The 14,450-nt window shown below is 68.6% G+C and carries 14 protein-coding genes; 5 read left to right on the plus strand and 9 right to left on the minus strand.

Annotated elements, in window-relative coordinates; all coding sequences use genetic code 11:
• Positions 1 to 80: 80 nt before the first annotated feature.
• From purU to AB0B96_RS28525, 6 genes are read right to left on the minus strand one after another with little or no spacing between them, the layout of a single operon-like run.
• The gene (purU, locus tag AB0B96_RS28500; protein ID WP_362903458.1) at positions 81 to 947 is read right to left on the minus strand and encodes a formyltetrahydrofolate deformylase; all 867 of its coding nucleotides are present in this window, start codon (positions 945 to 947) and stop codon (positions 81 to 83) included.
• A complete protein-coding gene (gene metK / locus AB0B96_RS28505; protein ID WP_362903460.1) occupies positions 944 to 2,185 on the minus strand; it encodes a methionine adenosyltransferase in 1,242 nt (413 codons plus the stop codon). The genes purU and metK overlap by 4 nt, the downstream gene beginning before the upstream one ends.
• A complete protein-coding gene (locus AB0B96_RS28510) occupies positions 2,182 to 3,303 on the minus strand; it encodes a hypothetical protein (RefSeq protein WP_362903462.1) in 1,122 nt (373 codons plus the stop codon). Before AB0B96_RS28510 ends, metK begins: the two co-directional genes overlap by 4 nt.
• Positions 3,303 to 4,793: a hypothetical protein gene (locus tag AB0B96_RS28515; RefSeq protein WP_362903464.1), complete on the minus strand. Its 1,491-nt coding sequence runs from the start codon at positions 4,791 to 4,793 to the stop codon at positions 3,303 to 3,305. Before AB0B96_RS28515 ends, AB0B96_RS28510 begins: the two co-directional genes overlap by 1 nt.
• A complete protein-coding gene (locus AB0B96_RS28520; protein ID WP_362903467.1) occupies positions 4,783 to 5,766 on the minus strand; it encodes a methylenetetrahydrofolate reductase in 984 nt (327 codons plus the stop codon). Before AB0B96_RS28520 ends, AB0B96_RS28515 begins: the two co-directional genes overlap by 11 nt.
• Complete coding sequence (locus AB0B96_RS28525) at positions 5,763 to 6,314, minus strand: methylenetetrahydrofolate reductase C-terminal domain-containing protein (protein WP_362903469.1); 552 nt, start codon at positions 6,312 to 6,314, stop codon at positions 5,763 to 5,765. Before AB0B96_RS28525 ends, AB0B96_RS28520 begins: the two co-directional genes overlap by 4 nt.
• A gap of 582 nt (positions 6,315 to 6,896) precedes the next feature.
• Here AB0B96_RS28525 and AB0B96_RS28530 point away from each other — a divergent pair.
• The 3 genes from AB0B96_RS28530 to AB0B96_RS28540 all read left to right on the plus strand — a co-directional run bounded on the left by AB0B96_RS28530 (position 6,897) and on the right by AB0B96_RS28540 (position 9,442).
• On the plus strand, positions 6,897 to 7,754 hold the full coding sequence (locus AB0B96_RS28530; RefSeq protein WP_362903471.1) for an SAM-dependent methyltransferase: 858 nt from the start codon (positions 6,897 to 6,899) through the stop codon (positions 7,752 to 7,754).
• Positions 7,755 to 7,839: 85 nt separating this feature from the next.
• Positions 7,840 to 8,139 carry a multicopper oxidase domain-containing protein gene (locus AB0B96_RS28535; protein WP_362903530.1) on the plus strand — a complete coding sequence of 100 codons (300 nt, stop codon included), beginning with the start codon at positions 7,840 to 7,842 and terminating at the stop codon, positions 8,137 to 8,139.
• Positions 8,140 to 8,149: 10 nt separating this feature from the next.
• Positions 8,150 to 9,442 carry a mannosyltransferase family protein gene (locus AB0B96_RS28540; RefSeq protein WP_362903473.1) on the plus strand — a complete coding sequence of 431 codons (1,293 nt, stop codon included), beginning with the start codon at positions 8,150 to 8,152 and terminating at the stop codon, positions 9,440 to 9,442.
• A gap of 224 nt (positions 9,443 to 9,666) precedes the next feature.
• Here the strand turns inward: AB0B96_RS28540 and AB0B96_RS28545 are convergent, their stop codons facing one another.
• Both AB0B96_RS28545 and AB0B96_RS28550 read right to left on the minus strand, forming a co-directional pair.
• Positions 9,667 to 10,284 (minus strand): signal protein, encoded by a 618-nt coding sequence (locus AB0B96_RS28545; RefSeq protein ID WP_362903475.1) that lies wholly within the window; start codon positions 10,282 to 10,284, stop codon positions 9,667 to 9,669.
• Between the two features lie 109 nt (positions 10,285 to 10,393).
• Positions 10,394 to 11,164, minus strand: coding sequence for a phosphotransferase (locus AB0B96_RS28550; protein WP_362903477.1), 771 nt, complete (start codon positions 11,162 to 11,164; stop codon positions 10,394 to 10,396).
• Between the two features lie 302 nt (positions 11,165 to 11,466).
• Between AB0B96_RS28550 and AB0B96_RS28555 the strand changes: the two genes are divergently transcribed.
• Complete coding sequence (locus AB0B96_RS28555) at positions 11,467 to 11,955, plus strand: NADAR family protein (RefSeq protein WP_362903532.1); 489 nt, start codon at positions 11,467 to 11,469, stop codon at positions 11,953 to 11,955.
• 60 nt (positions 11,956 to 12,015) lie between these two features.
• On the opposite strand, the gene AB0B96_RS28560 is transcribed toward AB0B96_RS28555, so the two are convergent.
• Positions 12,016 to 12,579, minus strand: coding sequence for a hypothetical protein (locus tag AB0B96_RS28560; protein ID WP_362903479.1), 564 nt, complete (start codon positions 12,577 to 12,579; stop codon positions 12,016 to 12,018).
• 326 nt (positions 12,580 to 12,905) lie between these two features.
• Between AB0B96_RS28560 and AB0B96_RS28565 the strand changes: the two genes are divergently transcribed.
• Positions 12,906 to 14,438: an MDR family MFS transporter gene (locus tag AB0B96_RS28565; RefSeq protein WP_362903481.1), complete on the plus strand. Its 1,533-nt coding sequence runs from the start codon at positions 12,906 to 12,908 to the stop codon at positions 14,436 to 14,438.
• Positions 14,439 to 14,450 lie beyond the last annotated feature (12 nt).

Here is a 14,450-nt window from a genome sequence, read left to right on the forward strand (position 1 = left end):
TGGCGATCGATCCGACCACGGCGGTCGTCCCTGGGGGCACGGTTACTCCTCGATGTGGATTCTGTTGCGGGCCGACGGGGTCAGAAGACGATCGTGGTGCGGCCGTTCACCAGGACACGGTCCTCGCAGTGCCAGGTCACGGCCCTGGCCAGCACGGTCCGCTCGATGTCGGCGCCGCGCCGCGTCAGCTCACGCGCGCTCTCGCGGTGCGAGACCCGGACGACGTCCTGCTCGATGATCGGCCCCTCGTCGAGCTCCTCGGTGGCGTAGTGCGCGGTCGCTCCGATGATCTTCACGCCGCGCTCCTTCGCCTGCTCGTACGGCCCGGCGCCGGCGAAGGCGGGCAGGAAGGAATGGTGGATGTTGATCACCGGTACGCCGATCCGGTCCAGGAAGTCACCCGAGAGGATCTGCATGTAGCGGGCGAGGACCACCAGATCGACATTGCCCTTCAGGAGGTCGAGCTGGCGCCGTTCGGCCTCCGGTTTGGTCGCCCTGGTCACCGGGATGTGCTCGAACGCCACCCCGAACGAGGACACCTCCTCGGCGAGGTCCGGGTGGTTGGAGACCACCTGGCACACCTCGATGGGCAACTCGCCCCGGCGGGCCCGCCACAGCAGGTCGAGCAGGCAGTGGTCGTAGCGCGAGACGAAGAGCGCCACCCGGGTCGGCACGGAGGCGGCGCGGAACCGGAAGTCCGCGTCGAGCCGCGCCGCGACCTCCTGCCGGAACTCGCGCTCCAGCCGGGGCAGTTCCTTGTCCAGTCCCGGCAGGTGGAACACGATGCGCAGGAAGAACCGGCCGCCCGCGGGCCCGGTGGAGTCCTGGTCGGACTGCACGATGTTGGCTCCGCGCCGGTACAGGAACGACGAGACGCAGGCGACGACGCCCGGCCGGTCGGTGCAGGACACGACGAGCCGGCCGACGTCGGGGTCCGTCCCGTTCACAGCGTCGCGGGGACGGCGTCGGCGGACAGCGCGGCGGCCCGGCGGAGCGCGTCGGCCCGATCGGTCCGCTCCCACGGCAGGTCGAGGTCCGTACGCCCGAAGTGTCCGTAGGCGGCGGTCTGGCGGTAGATGGGACTGTGCAGTCCGAGGTATTCACGGAAGGCGGCGGGCCGCAGGTCGAAGTGCTCGGCCACCAGCGTCCGGATCAGCGAACGGCTCACCCGCTCGGTGCCGAACGTCTCGATGAGCACCGACACCGGCCGGGCCACCCCGATGGCGTACGCCACCTGCACCTCCGCCCGGCGGGCGAGCCCGGCGGCGACCACGTTCTTGGCGACGTGACGCGCCGCGTAGGCGGCGGACCGGTCCACCTTCGAGGGGTCCTTGCCGGAGAAGGCGCCGCCGCCGTGCCGGGCGAATCCCCCGTAGGTATCGACGATGATCTTGCGTCCGGTGAGTCCCGCGTCACCCACCGGGCCGCCGATCACGAACCTGCCGGTGGGGTTGACCAGCAGGCTCCGGTGGAGCGCGTCGGCGTCGTACAGCTCGGCCGGCAGCTCAGGAGTGACGACGTGCCGCCAGAGATCCTCGCGGATCCGCTCCAGGGAGACCTCCTCGGCATGCTGGGTCGAGATCAGCACCTGCTCCACGCCGACCGGGACGTCGCCCTGATAGCGCACCGACACCTGCGTCTTGCCGTCCGGGCGCAGGTAGCCGAGGGTCCCGTCCTTGCGGACCGCGGCGAGCCTGCGGGACAGCCGGTGCGCCAGCGCGATCGGCATCGGCATGAACTCGGAGGTCTCGTCGGTGGCGTAGCCGAACATCATTCCCTGGTCACCGGCGCCGGCCCGGTCGAACTCGTCGCCGGAGCGGTCCCGGCGATGCTCGTGCGCCAGGTCGACGCCCTGCGCGATGTCGGGTGACTGCTTGTCCAGCGCCACGAGAACGGCGCACGAGTGGCCGTCGAAGCCGTAGGCCCCGTCGTCGTACCCGATCCCGTTCACGGTGTCCCGGACGATCTGCGTGTAGTCGAGCGACCGCGGGGCGGTGATCTCTCCCGCCAGGACGACCATGCCGGTGGTGATCAGGGTCTCGCAGGCGACCCGGGAGTAGGGGTCAAGGGTCAGTGCCGCGTCCAGCACGGCGTCCGACACCGCGTCGGCGATCTTGTCGGGGTGTCCCTCGGTCACCGACTCGGAGGTGAACACGTAGTCGTCGTCGATTCCCAATTGGGTCATTGCTCAGGCTCCTCGGGCGATGGTTCGAGCGGGTTCAGGTGGTGGGCGGCGCCGGCCGGTTCGGGCCGTGCTGTGGCGGCACCGGTCAGTTCGGTCCGCACCATGGCGGCGCCGGCGACCATGGCCGCGAGCTTGGCCCTGGCGACGGGCGCGGAGACGTTCCGCAGCCCGCAGTCGGGGTTGACGACCAGCCGGTCGGCGGGAACGAGGTCGAGCGCGCTCCGGATCCTGGACGCGACCGCCTGCGGGGTCTCCACGTCGGAGGACTTGACGTCGATGACGCCCAGCCCGATGGTGCGGTCCCAGCCGAACTTGTCGATCACCGGCAGGTCCGCGTACCCCTTGCGCGCGAACTCCAGGACGAGCTGGTCCACGGCGGCGTCGAGCACGGCGGGGAACAGGAAGTCGTAGTGACCCTCCCACGAGGGGCGCGCGTAGCGGTTGCCGTAACAGACGTGCAGGGCCCAGGTGACGTCGACGCCCTCGGTGACGACGTTGACGGCCTTGATCGCCGTCTCCACCTCGCCGGGGTAGCCGGCCAGAAAGGGTTCGTCGATCTGCAGCAGCCGGGCGCCGCGCTCGGCCAGGGCACGCGCCTCGGCGTTGAGCACGCGCGCGATCGCCATCACGAGCTCGCCGGGATCGTCGTACGCCTCGTTCCGTACCCGCCGCGAGAGCGAGAACGGCCCGGTGAAGGAGAACTTGACCGGATCGGAGGTCTGCTCGGTGGTGAAGGAGAAGTCGTCGGCCAGCATCAGCGGTGCCGTGGCCGAGGGGGGCAGCCGCTCGACGACCCTGGCCTCGTAGTAGTCGAAGTAGAAGTCCTTCGACGTCCGGGGGATGTCGATGCCCGGCATCCTGGCGAGGAAGTAGTCGATGTCGTTGTCGCGGCGCAGCTCGCCGTCGGACACGATGTCGATGCCGGCGATCTCCTGGTCCCGGAGCGCCGCCTTGATCGCCATGTCGTGCAGGTCCTGGAGCTGCGCGTAACTCATCCGGCCGCGGTAGTAGTCGGTCTTCAACCGCTCCATCCACTCGGGAACCGGGTAGGAGCCCACGACGCTGGTGGGGAGCAGGGGCAGGCGGCCCATGAGGTCGGCCTGGTGGAGCGCGGACATCAGTCCCTCACCTGCGCCGTCATCGTGACGATGTTCCCGCCCGCCCGATGGGCGAAGGGCGCGTAGTGCACGTCGAAGCCGTTACGCCGGCCCACATGCGCCAGCAGCGGCCCGTTCACCCAGTTGACGACGGACCCCTCGTACTTCCCCGGGCCACGGAAGTTGGTCCGATAGGCGTGTACGTCGGTGACGAACAGGTCGTGGCAGACGAGCCTGCCGAACGGATGCAGGAGCCGCAGGCTGTCGGCGAAGCTCGCCACCGCCCCGTTGCTGACGTGCATGCGGATGTCGGCGCCGGATTCGAGCAGGGGCCGCAGCAGCTCCCCGCTCATGGACGGCGCGAGGGAGTAGAGGTCGAGGCCGGCCAGCGGGACGTACCGCTCCTCCAGCCTGACCGTGCCCCACACCGTCCGCCAGAAGGAGACGGCGGCGTCCACGTCGGCGAAGCGGGTGGGGTCGGTCTCGGCCAGCAGCCCCGGCCCCAGCCGCAGCAGCCTGTGCACCAGGGCCGGCAGTTCGCCCACCGAGGCCCCCACCGACTCGGCGAGCTCGGCCACGGTGGCGTCGTCGAGGTAGGCGCGGGTCTCCACCCGGTAGGTTCGGCCGCCCAGCTGGGCGACCTCGTCGGTCGGCAGGTTGTCGTAGACGTTGGAGATGTAAACGAGGAAGACCTTGTACTTCAGGAAACCGAGCGAGGTGCACGGCGTCGTCGCGTCGAGCACGAACGAGCTGATCCGCGCCCGATGCTCATCGACCGCCTCGCGGGCCAGATCGAGCACATGCTGGGAGTAGTCGCACATCATGTAGTGCAGGCGCCGGTAGTAGCCGCGCCCGTGCCCGGCGTCGAGGGCGCGAAACTCGTCCAGGAAGACCTTCGCCTGGCTGCCGTTGCCCACCCCGAGCTCGACGACGTACAGCTCCTCGGGCAGGGCGTCGCCGTCGGCCAGCGCATCCCAGACCTCGAAGAGGTCACCGATCACGTCGCGCGCGGCGTCGCGGTTGTGCGCGTCACTCTCACCGCCCGGCAGCGCCTGCTCGTACCCTCGCCCGGTGGACTTCTCCCACAGGTCCAGGTCCTTCCAGTAGCGGGCGTTGAAGTCCCAGACGCAGCTGCGGCTGCCGGGACCCCAGTCCTCCAGCAGGACGCGGCCGTTCGCGCTCCCCCGCCGCAGCGCCGCGGTGACCTCCTCAAGGGAGATGACGGCACTGCGCCGTACGTCGACGGCGATCTCCACGGCGTCGTCCCTGGTGCCCAGGGGCACGATGGCGGGGCCGGGCCTCGCGCTCGGCTGCGGGCACTGCAGGATCGGCCGGACGTCGACCACCTCGCGGAAGTTCGACTTGTACTGGACCCAGTCGCACACGAACCGGACCTTGTCGAGGTCCGTGGAGCCCTCCCGCAACGCCTCGACGACGGGCGCGAGCGAGGTCATCAGGTCCAGGGAACTCGTGCCGCTGAGTTTGGAGTGAGGCCGGAAGTCAACGAGCATGACCGATGCCCTCCATGGAGTGGTGGCGGTTGTGATCGGAAAGCGCGGTCGGCGGCCGGGGGACACCGGCCCGCCGCAGGATGTCGGGCACGCCGTGCTCGTAGCCGAGCGCCATGAGATGGACACCCGCGACATCGGGGATCGTGGCGAGCCGCTGCACGGTCTCCACGCACATCTGGATCCCCTCCTCGGCGACCCGGTCGGCGGGTACCCCGCGCAGCCTCCGGTCGACCTGGTCGGGAACATGCACGCCGGGGACGGAGGTGCGCATGTACTCCAGGGCGCGCAGCGAGCGGATGGGGCCGACACCGGCGATGATCTTGCAGCGTTCGGTGACGCCGAGATCCCGCAGGTCGGCCATCCACCGCTCGAATATGTCGAAGTCGAACACGTACTGCGTCTGGACGAACTCCGCACCTGCGGCCACCTTCTTGGCCAGCCTGCGGGCCCGGAACCCCAGCGGAGGCGCGAACGGGTTCTCGACCGTGCCGATCAACCAGGCCGGACGGGGGGAGACGGCCCTGCCGGAGATGAGCACGCCGTCGTCCCGCAGGGTTCGCGCGGTCCAGACGAGTTGCACACCGTCGAGGTCGAAGACCGGCTTGGCCTCGGGATGGTCACCGAACCGGGGGTGGTCGCCGGTGAGCAGCAACACGTTCGGGATGCCGAGGGCACCGGCCGCGAGGAGGTCCGACTGCAGGGCGAGACGATTGCGGTCGCGGCAGGTCAGCTGCATCACCGGCTCGACCCCGGCGCGCTGGGCGAGCAGGCTGCCCGCCAGGCTCGACATCCGGGCGTTCGCCCCCTGGTTGTCGGTGACGTTCGCGGCGTCGACCCAGCCCCGCAGGAGCTCCGCCTTACGGGTGACCGCCTCCGCGTCGGCCCCTCTGGGCGGGCCGATCTCGGCGGTGACGGCGAACCTGCCGGCGGCGAACGCGGCGCGCAGCCCACCTCCCGCTGGCTCGGCGCTCATCGCGGACTCAACCCCAGCTCGCGCCGCAGCAGCGGGCGGGGGTCATCCGGGCCGGGCGCCACCCCCAGCCCGTCGTCGCGGCCCTGCCAGTAGTTCACCCACGAGCTGCGGTCCCACGCGCGGTGATCGACCGGACGCTGCAGCAGGTCGAGGTCGGCGCCGTGCCCGCCGCCCTGCGCCCGCTCGATCGCGGTCACCCAGACGCAGACCAGATCGGGATGGACCTCACAGCGGCCGGAGGCGGACACCCCGCCACATGGGCCGTTGCGCAGTTGCTTCGGGCAGGTCATCGGGCAGGTGTAGCCGGTGTCGGGCAACGCGCACTGACCGCACATGCGGCATCCGTACAGCTGTTCCTTCGCCACCCGCTCCGCGCGGGTGAACCAGCGATAGGCCCGCTGCCTGCGTTCGAGCCAGGCACCGACCCTCCGGTACACGGGATTCGCGGCGAGGAAAGGGTGGAGGGCGTAACTGAGCCGAGCCCCGATTCGGGGGATCACGGGGCGAGGCCATCCGCCGCCGGGTGCGTTCCGCTCGTCGAAGCCCACGATCTCCTCCTTCTGGATATGCAGCCGGAAATCACCGTTGACCTGGCCGGAAAAGACGCGGCCGGATCGTTCGGCGAATTTCGTTCAACCGCTGAGATCGAGGCTGCCAGAGCGTGCGACGGGTGTCTTAGGCCCGCACACCAACACTGGGAGGACGTTCGTTGTGATGGCCCACAACCCGCTCGGCGCCGTCACGACACCTTCCGCGGTGGGGCACGCTTCTCGTCGGGCTCGTCGGGCTCGTCGGGCTCGTCGGGCTCGTCGGGCTCGTCGGGCTCGTCGGGGTCAGGGGCGACCGCCGGGTGTCGCGCGGACTCATCCGCCCCTACGGCGGGGTCGCGTCCACAGAGGTGGTGGACAGGTGCGCGACACCATGACCTCGATCGCGCAGAGGCCGACGATACGTATAGGGAAAGTCGGCTGATTGAGCGATTCGCGGTTTTTGTAGAGCTATGAGCGCATCACGATTTCAGCGCTTGTGGGTGAGCTTGTCGCTACATACTGCCTTTAGAGGGATTCGGCGTTATTATCTGCAAAGTCCTCCGCGATCAAGCGGACCCCGATCGAAGCGAAGGTGGCGAGGTGTCCGAACGCGGCGAAGACGGGAACGAGACGACGCTGAACAAGGGGCAGCTGCCTGCGGAGATCGACACGACGAAGCCCAGCATCGCGAGGGTCTACGACTGGTTCCTGGGCGGCAAGGACAACTTCGCCATCGACCGGCAGGTCGCCGAGGCGGCGATGAAGATCTCCCCGGGAGCCCAGCAGGCAGGGCAGGACAACCGGGCCTTCCTGCGGCGGGTCGTGCACCACATGGTGGCCGAGGGGGGGATCAGGCAGTTCATCGACATCGGCTCCGGCCTGCCCACCCAGGGCAACGTGCACCAGGTGGCGCAGGAGGTCGATCCGGCGGCCCGGGTGGTCTACGTGGACAACGACCCCATGGTGCTGGTCCACGGGCGAGCGCTGCTCGCCGCCGACGACAGCACGACGGTCATCCAGGCGGACGCCCGCGACCCACGGTCGATCCTGGAGAACGATCAGGTCAAGCAGTTCATCGACTTCAGCGAGCCGGTGGGGCTGTTGATGCTGAGCATCCTGCACCACCTGCACGACGACGACGATCCCGCGGGAGTGGCGGCCACGCTGCGCGCCCCGCTGGTGTCCGGCAGCTTCGTGGCGATCTCGCACTTCTGTAATCCCGGTGAGGCGCACCCGGCGGCGTCCCAGCAGGCCACGACGGTCGAGAAGCTCTTCAACGAGAACCTCGGCACCGGCCGCTGGCGCACCCCGGACGAGATCACGGAGTACTTCGGCGACTTCGAACTGGTCGAACCTGGCCTCGTCCCGCTCCCCGAGTGGCGTGCCGAGCCGAGCTTCTTCGTCAAGAACGCCCTGCTGTACCACACCTACTACGGCGGCCTGGCCCGCAAGGCCTAGATGTATTGACCCGCAGAAGTGTTGACGCGGGTAATCGGTGGCCGGCCTGCCGGTCGTACACGATCTGTTGCCATACACCTTCGACGTGCGGCCCGGCGAGGTGTGGGAGGTGGCGTTTCGCGCGGCCAATCCCGGCGTGTGGATGAGCCACTGCCACAACCTCGCGCACGCCAGCCAGAGGATGGCCCTGCATCTGCGGTACGAGGGCGTGACATCCCCCTTCCACGGCGGGCACGGCGGCCGGCACCGCGTGGAAGTTTCACGGCGGGGCGGAGCGTCCCGCCACCGGGCGGAAGTGGGTCTTCGCAGGAGACGAGCGGGGATGGGCCGGAACGGAAGGATCATGCCGTGGGCAACTGGTTGCCCGGATTTTGCGGCTATATAAGGATTCTCGCGTGACTGATCGCGCGCCCGCCGGACCGGTGGAGATCACGGAGCCGGAACCGGCCGATGCGGAACCCGGCGCGGGTCCCGGCGAGACGACCGCCGAGACTTCCAGCGAGACGACCGGCGAAACTTCTGGTGAGACGACCGCCGAGACGACCGGCGAGTCAACCGACGAGGTGGCCGGGCGGCGGTGGGTGCCCAGGTTCCTGACCGACCCCGGCGACCGGCTGGCCCTGCTCCTCTGGGCGCTGTCGCACGTCGGTGTGCTGATCTACGCCTACCTGGCCGGCCCTGGCCGGACCACCGACCCCTTCCTCAACCGGTTCACCCGCTGGGACGCCGAGAACTTCATCGCCATCGCCCAGTTCGGCTACGACGGCCCCCCGGGCATGCAGGACGCCGAGAAGCTGCCGGCGTTCTTCCCCGGCATGGCGATACTGATCAGGATGATGCGGCCGGTCGTCGAGGACGGCCGGCTGGCCACGATGATCATCTCGCTGGTGGCCAGCGCGGTGCTCGCGGTGATGCTGTCGCGGCTCGCCGAGACGTACGCGGCAGGCAGCGGCCGGTACGCGGTGGCGGCGCTGTTCCTCAGCCCGTTCGCCGTGTTCCTGTACTCCGGCTACTCGGAGGCGCTGTTCCTCGCCCTGGCCGTCTCGGCGTGGCTGTTCGCCAGGAACGGCCGCTGGGAGGACGCCGCGCTGTTGGCCACCGGAGCGGCCACGGTGCGCATCTCCGGCCTGTTCCTGGCCTTCGGGCTGCTCGTCATGTTCCTGGTGGCGGAGAACGGCCGCAAACGCCCGGGCGGGTGGCGCCTGCTGCCCTGGCTCGCGCTCCCCGGTGTGCCGCTCGCGCTGTACAGCTTTTACCAGTGGACCCGCACCGGCGACTGGCTGGCCTACAACTCGGTGCAGGACCGGTTCTGGGGCCGGCACGCCGTCTGGCCGTGGGAGGCGCTCGCCAACACCTGGAGCATGTCCGACGACGTCGCCTCGCTCACCACGTCCTACTACGAGGAGATCATCTCAGCCGCGGTGCTGCTGGTGCTGGCCATCTGCCTCGCGGTACGGCGCAGGTGGCCGGAGCTCGCGTACATCGCCCCCCAGGTGCTGTCCTTCCTCACCCTGTCGTCGTTCTACATGTCGATCGGCCGGGGCTCGCTGACCTGGTTTCCCCTGTGGATCGCCATCGGCGTCGCGGGGGTGCGAAGACCCTGGGTGTGGCTGGTGAGCATGGCCATCATGATCCCGGTCATGGCGATCAACACCGGGAACTTCACCACCGGCGCGTGGATCGGCTGACACCGCCCTCCGGGCCGGGGCTTTTTCAAGTGCCGGCCACCATCGGAGAGCTGATCCGCATCTTGCGGCGCGGGTAGTGAGAACGCATCCCCTCCGTCGGCGGCCTCATCCAAGAATTCGGCATCGCCCTCCAGCCCGCACAATGCGGGCCGCGTTTCCCCGGTCGCAGACGAGATGACGGTCGCTGGGCTTCATCGACCATTTGTTGAAATCTCAGACTGCGCTCATGCTCGTGGCTCGGCCTCGACGACGAGTGTGTAATCAACGCCTGTGTGGAAGTCGCCGGAGGATCCGCGAATGGTCAGTGTGTGACGGCCGGGCCGCAGCGGCTGGAGCCGCGCCCAGAGGCCGGAAGCGTAGGATCTGGTCCTTCCCTCCTCGCCCGTCAGAGGGTTGCCCGCCACACCGGTCACGACAACGTCGTCGTCTTCCATCCGTTCAAGCGTGACCGGCTCGCCGTCGAGGGTGGCTCTGCCTTCCGCGATGGCCAGGAACTCCTTGCATTCCGCCTCGGAGCAGAGCTGATTCACCAGTGGGAACACTATCGGTCGCCCCGCGGGCACCCTGCATGTCCGCTGCGAGGTACCGCCGAAGGTTCCGGCGAGGAACCATACGTCCTCTGGCTGGTTTCGGTCGCAGAATTCCCCGGTCGTATCCATCACGGGGTTCGTGCTCTCGCCTTCCGAGGCCGCCCAGGTCCACCAACGCCCCTGGATCGTTTCCGCCGACGAGGTCACCGGTTTCGGAGAGGCAATTCTGCCCGCGCTGTTCTCTTGAACCACCCCACAGCCGACGAGAAGACCAGCGGCCAGAAGAAACGGCAGGACGGCTCTAAAAGACACCCGGGAATCATAGCCCTGAAGCCTTCATGCGGATCAGGCGGGCAGGTGCTGCAGAGCCGTCCCAGGGTTCGTAGGAACCGATGGTGTTCGGGTAGGGCATACGGCACCGTCACTCGTCGTCGAAGGCACCGAGCAGGGTGTCGCGGTTCACGTCGAGATAGCGGATGTCGGCCTCGTACAGGTCGGCGTGACCGTCTTCGATGTGGGACCGGAACGCCTCGTGGCCTTGCTCCGCCTGGTCGTGCATGAGGTCGACGAGGGCGCGCAACCGGTCGGCGACGGCATCGAGGAGTCTCGTGTCGGCGGGAATGCCGTAGACGCGGCAGAAGCGGGCGGCGCGACGTCCCTGCTCCATGGGGCCGCCGTAGCCGTCGGGGTTGCCCGGTGCGTGCAGGGGGGCGAACCGGTAGACCGCGTACGCCACGTCCCAGAGGCGCGGGCCCGGGTGCGCGGCGTCGAAGTCGATGAGGCCCACGGCCAGGCCGTCGCGCACCACGCAGTTGTAGGGTGCGACGTCGCCGTGGCAGACGACCTCGACGGGAGAGCGGGCGGGGAGCCACCACCGGTCGCCGGGAGCGGTCGCGAACGTGGCGCCGGCGTCGTGATAGCGGCGCAGCAGCGTGGCCGCCGAGTCGAGGAGTTCGAGGGTACGCAGTTCGGGCGGGAGCGCCTCGTGTACCTCCCCGTGCAGGAAGGTCAGCGTCTCCGCGCCGTCGGCGTCGAAGCCCAGCGGCTGAGGGGCACCGTCGAAGCCCTGCGCGCGTATGTGCCGCAGCAGCCGGTGGATCGTCGGTGATGCCGCCGAGGCCGGTCGGTGGACGACATCGCCGTGCCGGCGCACCACGTTCACGCCGCCGCGCAACTCTTTTCTCTCGGTCATCTCGCACGACCTATGACGAACACGTGGCCTTCCCGGCGCGTCCGGAGGCTGCCGCTCGACGGTTCAACGCCAGGTACGCAGACATTTGGGCAGGCTAGCACTCGTTATCACTTCCCATGGGCCGCGTCGGATCAGGGCGGCGCGCATCCCTGCCGCGGTCACCGGAGGGCTTCACCTTGGAAAGTGGTTGGCGCGGGGCACGGGGGGTTTGGGAGGGTGCGTGCATGGCGAAGGCGGTGGAGGCGCGTGATGTGGCGGGGTTGGCCGAGGCGGCCCGGGGCGGTGAGCGGATCAAGTATCTGATGTTCTGGGGGCATCGGCCGCCGCGTTCCGGAGGGGTAGGGGCCGGGTGCCTGTCGCAGTGGTGGCCGGCGGACTTCGTGGTGGACGGCGTGGTCTACCGTACGGCGGAGCACTTCATGATGGCGGGCAAGGCGCGGCTGTTCGGTGACGAGGAGAGCGCGGCGGCGATCGTGGCGGCCGATCACCCCGGGCAGGTCAAGGATCTCGGACGGCGTGTACGGGGCTTCGACGAGGAGAAGTGGACGGCGGCCCGCTTCGACCTGGTGGTCCGCGGCAACTTCGCGAAGTTCGGCCGACATGCCGATCTGCGGGAGTTCCTGCTGGGCACCGGTGAGCGGGTGCTGGTGGAGGCGAGCCCCGTCGATCGTGTCTGGGGGATCGGACTGGCTGCCGATGACGAACGAGCCGAGAAGCCGGAGCTGTGGCCGGGGCTGAACCTGCTGGGGTTCGCCCTGATGGAGGTGAGGCACGCCCTTCGGCGATCGTGACGGTGGTGACGTGATCGATGCCTACGGTGTCGCTCATGCGGTGGGGAGCGCCGGCCGCCCTCACATGTTCGAAGGAGCCATCCTGGCGGCTCGTTTCGCCATGGAAGGTTGCACCTTCAACACGAGCCGGTAGATGCCTCGCATTCGAGGCGGGTGCTCCTGCCAGTACGTGAGGGCCCGATGGAGCATCTCTTTTCCACAGACCGCCGCCACCCTGCGGTCCAGTGCGTAGATCTGCTGTCTCATTATGATCGGCATTCCGATCATGATGAGACATATCAGCACCGTCACGGTGGCGGGGATGGGCGAGCTGGACGGGGGGATCGACTGGGATGTAACGAGGCCGGCCACAACGCCGAAGCCGAGCAAGGCCGTAGTCGAGACCCCTTCCTTACGGACGCGCGTGCGGTCGGATGCCGCGACGGCCCACGCGAGATCTGCGTCCTGTACCTGCCTGGGCAGAGTGTCGAAGCCGGCTCCGATGACGATCAGGGAGTTCTTGCCGCGTCTTTTCAGGATGCAGTCCGCTCCTTGGGGCGGTTCGCCGTGGACCACGTCAGGTGGGTTGATCCCGAACCGCTGGGACAACTCCTCAACGCGAAGACGCAGTTCATCCATGCTCACGGGGCCAGCTTCGCGTAAGGAGATCACATCTCAGTTGCGATCGACACGTCATCTGCGGGGCGTTGTTCGCCGACGAAAATCGAGTGACATGTCGCACTGTTCGCGGGAATGCTGGGGGCGACCGATGAGTTTTGTCGGTGGTGTGCGTCAAACTCTGCATGACCGCAACGTCTTGCGAGACCTGAGGCTGGGACGCCAGCCATGACCGCGTCGTGTTCGACGCCACCGATCTCATCTTCGACAACCCCGATTGAGGAGCCGTGTCCAGCCTCCAGCTCGATTCACCAGCCAAGTCCGCGACCGCTGGTTCAGGTCGCACCCCGCCCGTGATCCGGCTGTTGGTGCTCGCCACGTTCGTGGTCATCCTCAACGAAACGATCATGATTAACGCGATCCCGCAGTTGATGGACGCGTTGCACATCAACGAGCAGACCGCGCAGTGGCTCTCGACCGCCTTCATGCTGACCATGGCCGCGGTCATCCCGATCACCGGGTGGTTCCTGCAGCGGGTGTCCACCCGCAGCGCCTACACCGTCGCGATGGGCCTGTTCCTGCTCGGTACGGCGTTGGCCGCCGTCGCGCCGTCGTTCGAGGTGCTGCTGGGCGCCCGCATCGTCCAGGCGTCGGGGACGGCCGTGATGATGCCGCTGCTGATGACCACGTTGATGCAGGTGGTGCCCAGGTCGGAGCGGGGCCGGGTGATGGGCAACGTCAGCCTCGCCATCTCGGTCGCGCCGGCCATGGGTCCGGCGGTCTCGGGAGTGATCCTCAATTTCGGGTCCTGGCGGCTGCTGTTCGCCGTGGTGCTCCCCATCGCCGCCTTGATCACGTGGGGTGGCCTGAGGCAGCTCAAGAACGTCGGGGAGCCCGAGGTCAGCACCATCGACTGGTTGAGCGTGGTGACCGCGGCCGCCGGTTTCGGCGGCCTGGTCTACGGGCTCAGCAGGTTCGAGGGCGGTGACGTCGCCGTCGCCGTCACGACCGTGGCGGCGGGTCTGCTCGCCATTCTCGTCTTCGTCCTCCGCCAGGTGTCGCTGCAGAAGCGCGACATACCGCTGCTGGACCTGCGCACCCTGCGATACCGCACCTATACGGTCGCGCTGATCCTGATGTCGGTGTCCTTCATGGCGATGCTCGGCTCGATGATCCTGCTGCCGCTGTACCTCCAGAACGTCCGTGGGCTCAGCGCCCTGCAGACCGGGCTCCTCGTGATGCCGGGTGGTCTCGCGATGGGTCTGCTCGGTCCGGTCGTCGGCCGTCTGTTCGACCGGTTCGGCGGTCGGGTGCTGGTCGTCCCCGGCGCGATCGGGATCACGCTCGCGCTCACCGGCTTCACCCAGATCACGATGACGATGCCGTTCTGGCAGCTCCTCGGTCTGCACGCGCTGCTGATGGTGAGTCTGGCCCTGGCCTTCACGCCGGTGTTCACCCTCGGGCTCGGGGCCGTTCCGCCGCCGCTCTACTCCCACGCCAGCTCGATTCTGAGCACGTTGCAGCAGGTCGCCGCTGCGATGGGTACCGCGCTTGTGATCACCGTGATGAGCGCGCGAGCCGGTGCCCTGAGATCCGAGGGAGCCACGGAGGTGCTCGCCACCCTCGGCGGTATGCGGTTGGCCTTCATCATCGGTGCGGCGCTGTCCGTGATCGTGATCATCACCGCCCTGCTCCTGCCCGCCCGAGCGGACGGCCCCGCTCACGCGGACGGTCCTGCTCACGCGGACGGTCCCGCTCAGGAGGGCACCTCCGCCGATGGGAACGGCTCCGCACAGGAGGACGTTCCCGCCGGGGTGGGCGGCGCCGCCCGAGCGGGCGGCACCGCCGACGAGGTCGAGAAGGTCCGGTCGACGGAGCCGGTGTGACGATGTGGGGCA

It is taken from the genome of Streptosporangium sp. NPDC049046, assembly GCF_040649155.1.
Taxonomy (GTDB): Bacteria; Actinomycetota; Actinomycetes; order Streptosporangiales; family Streptosporangiaceae; genus Streptosporangium.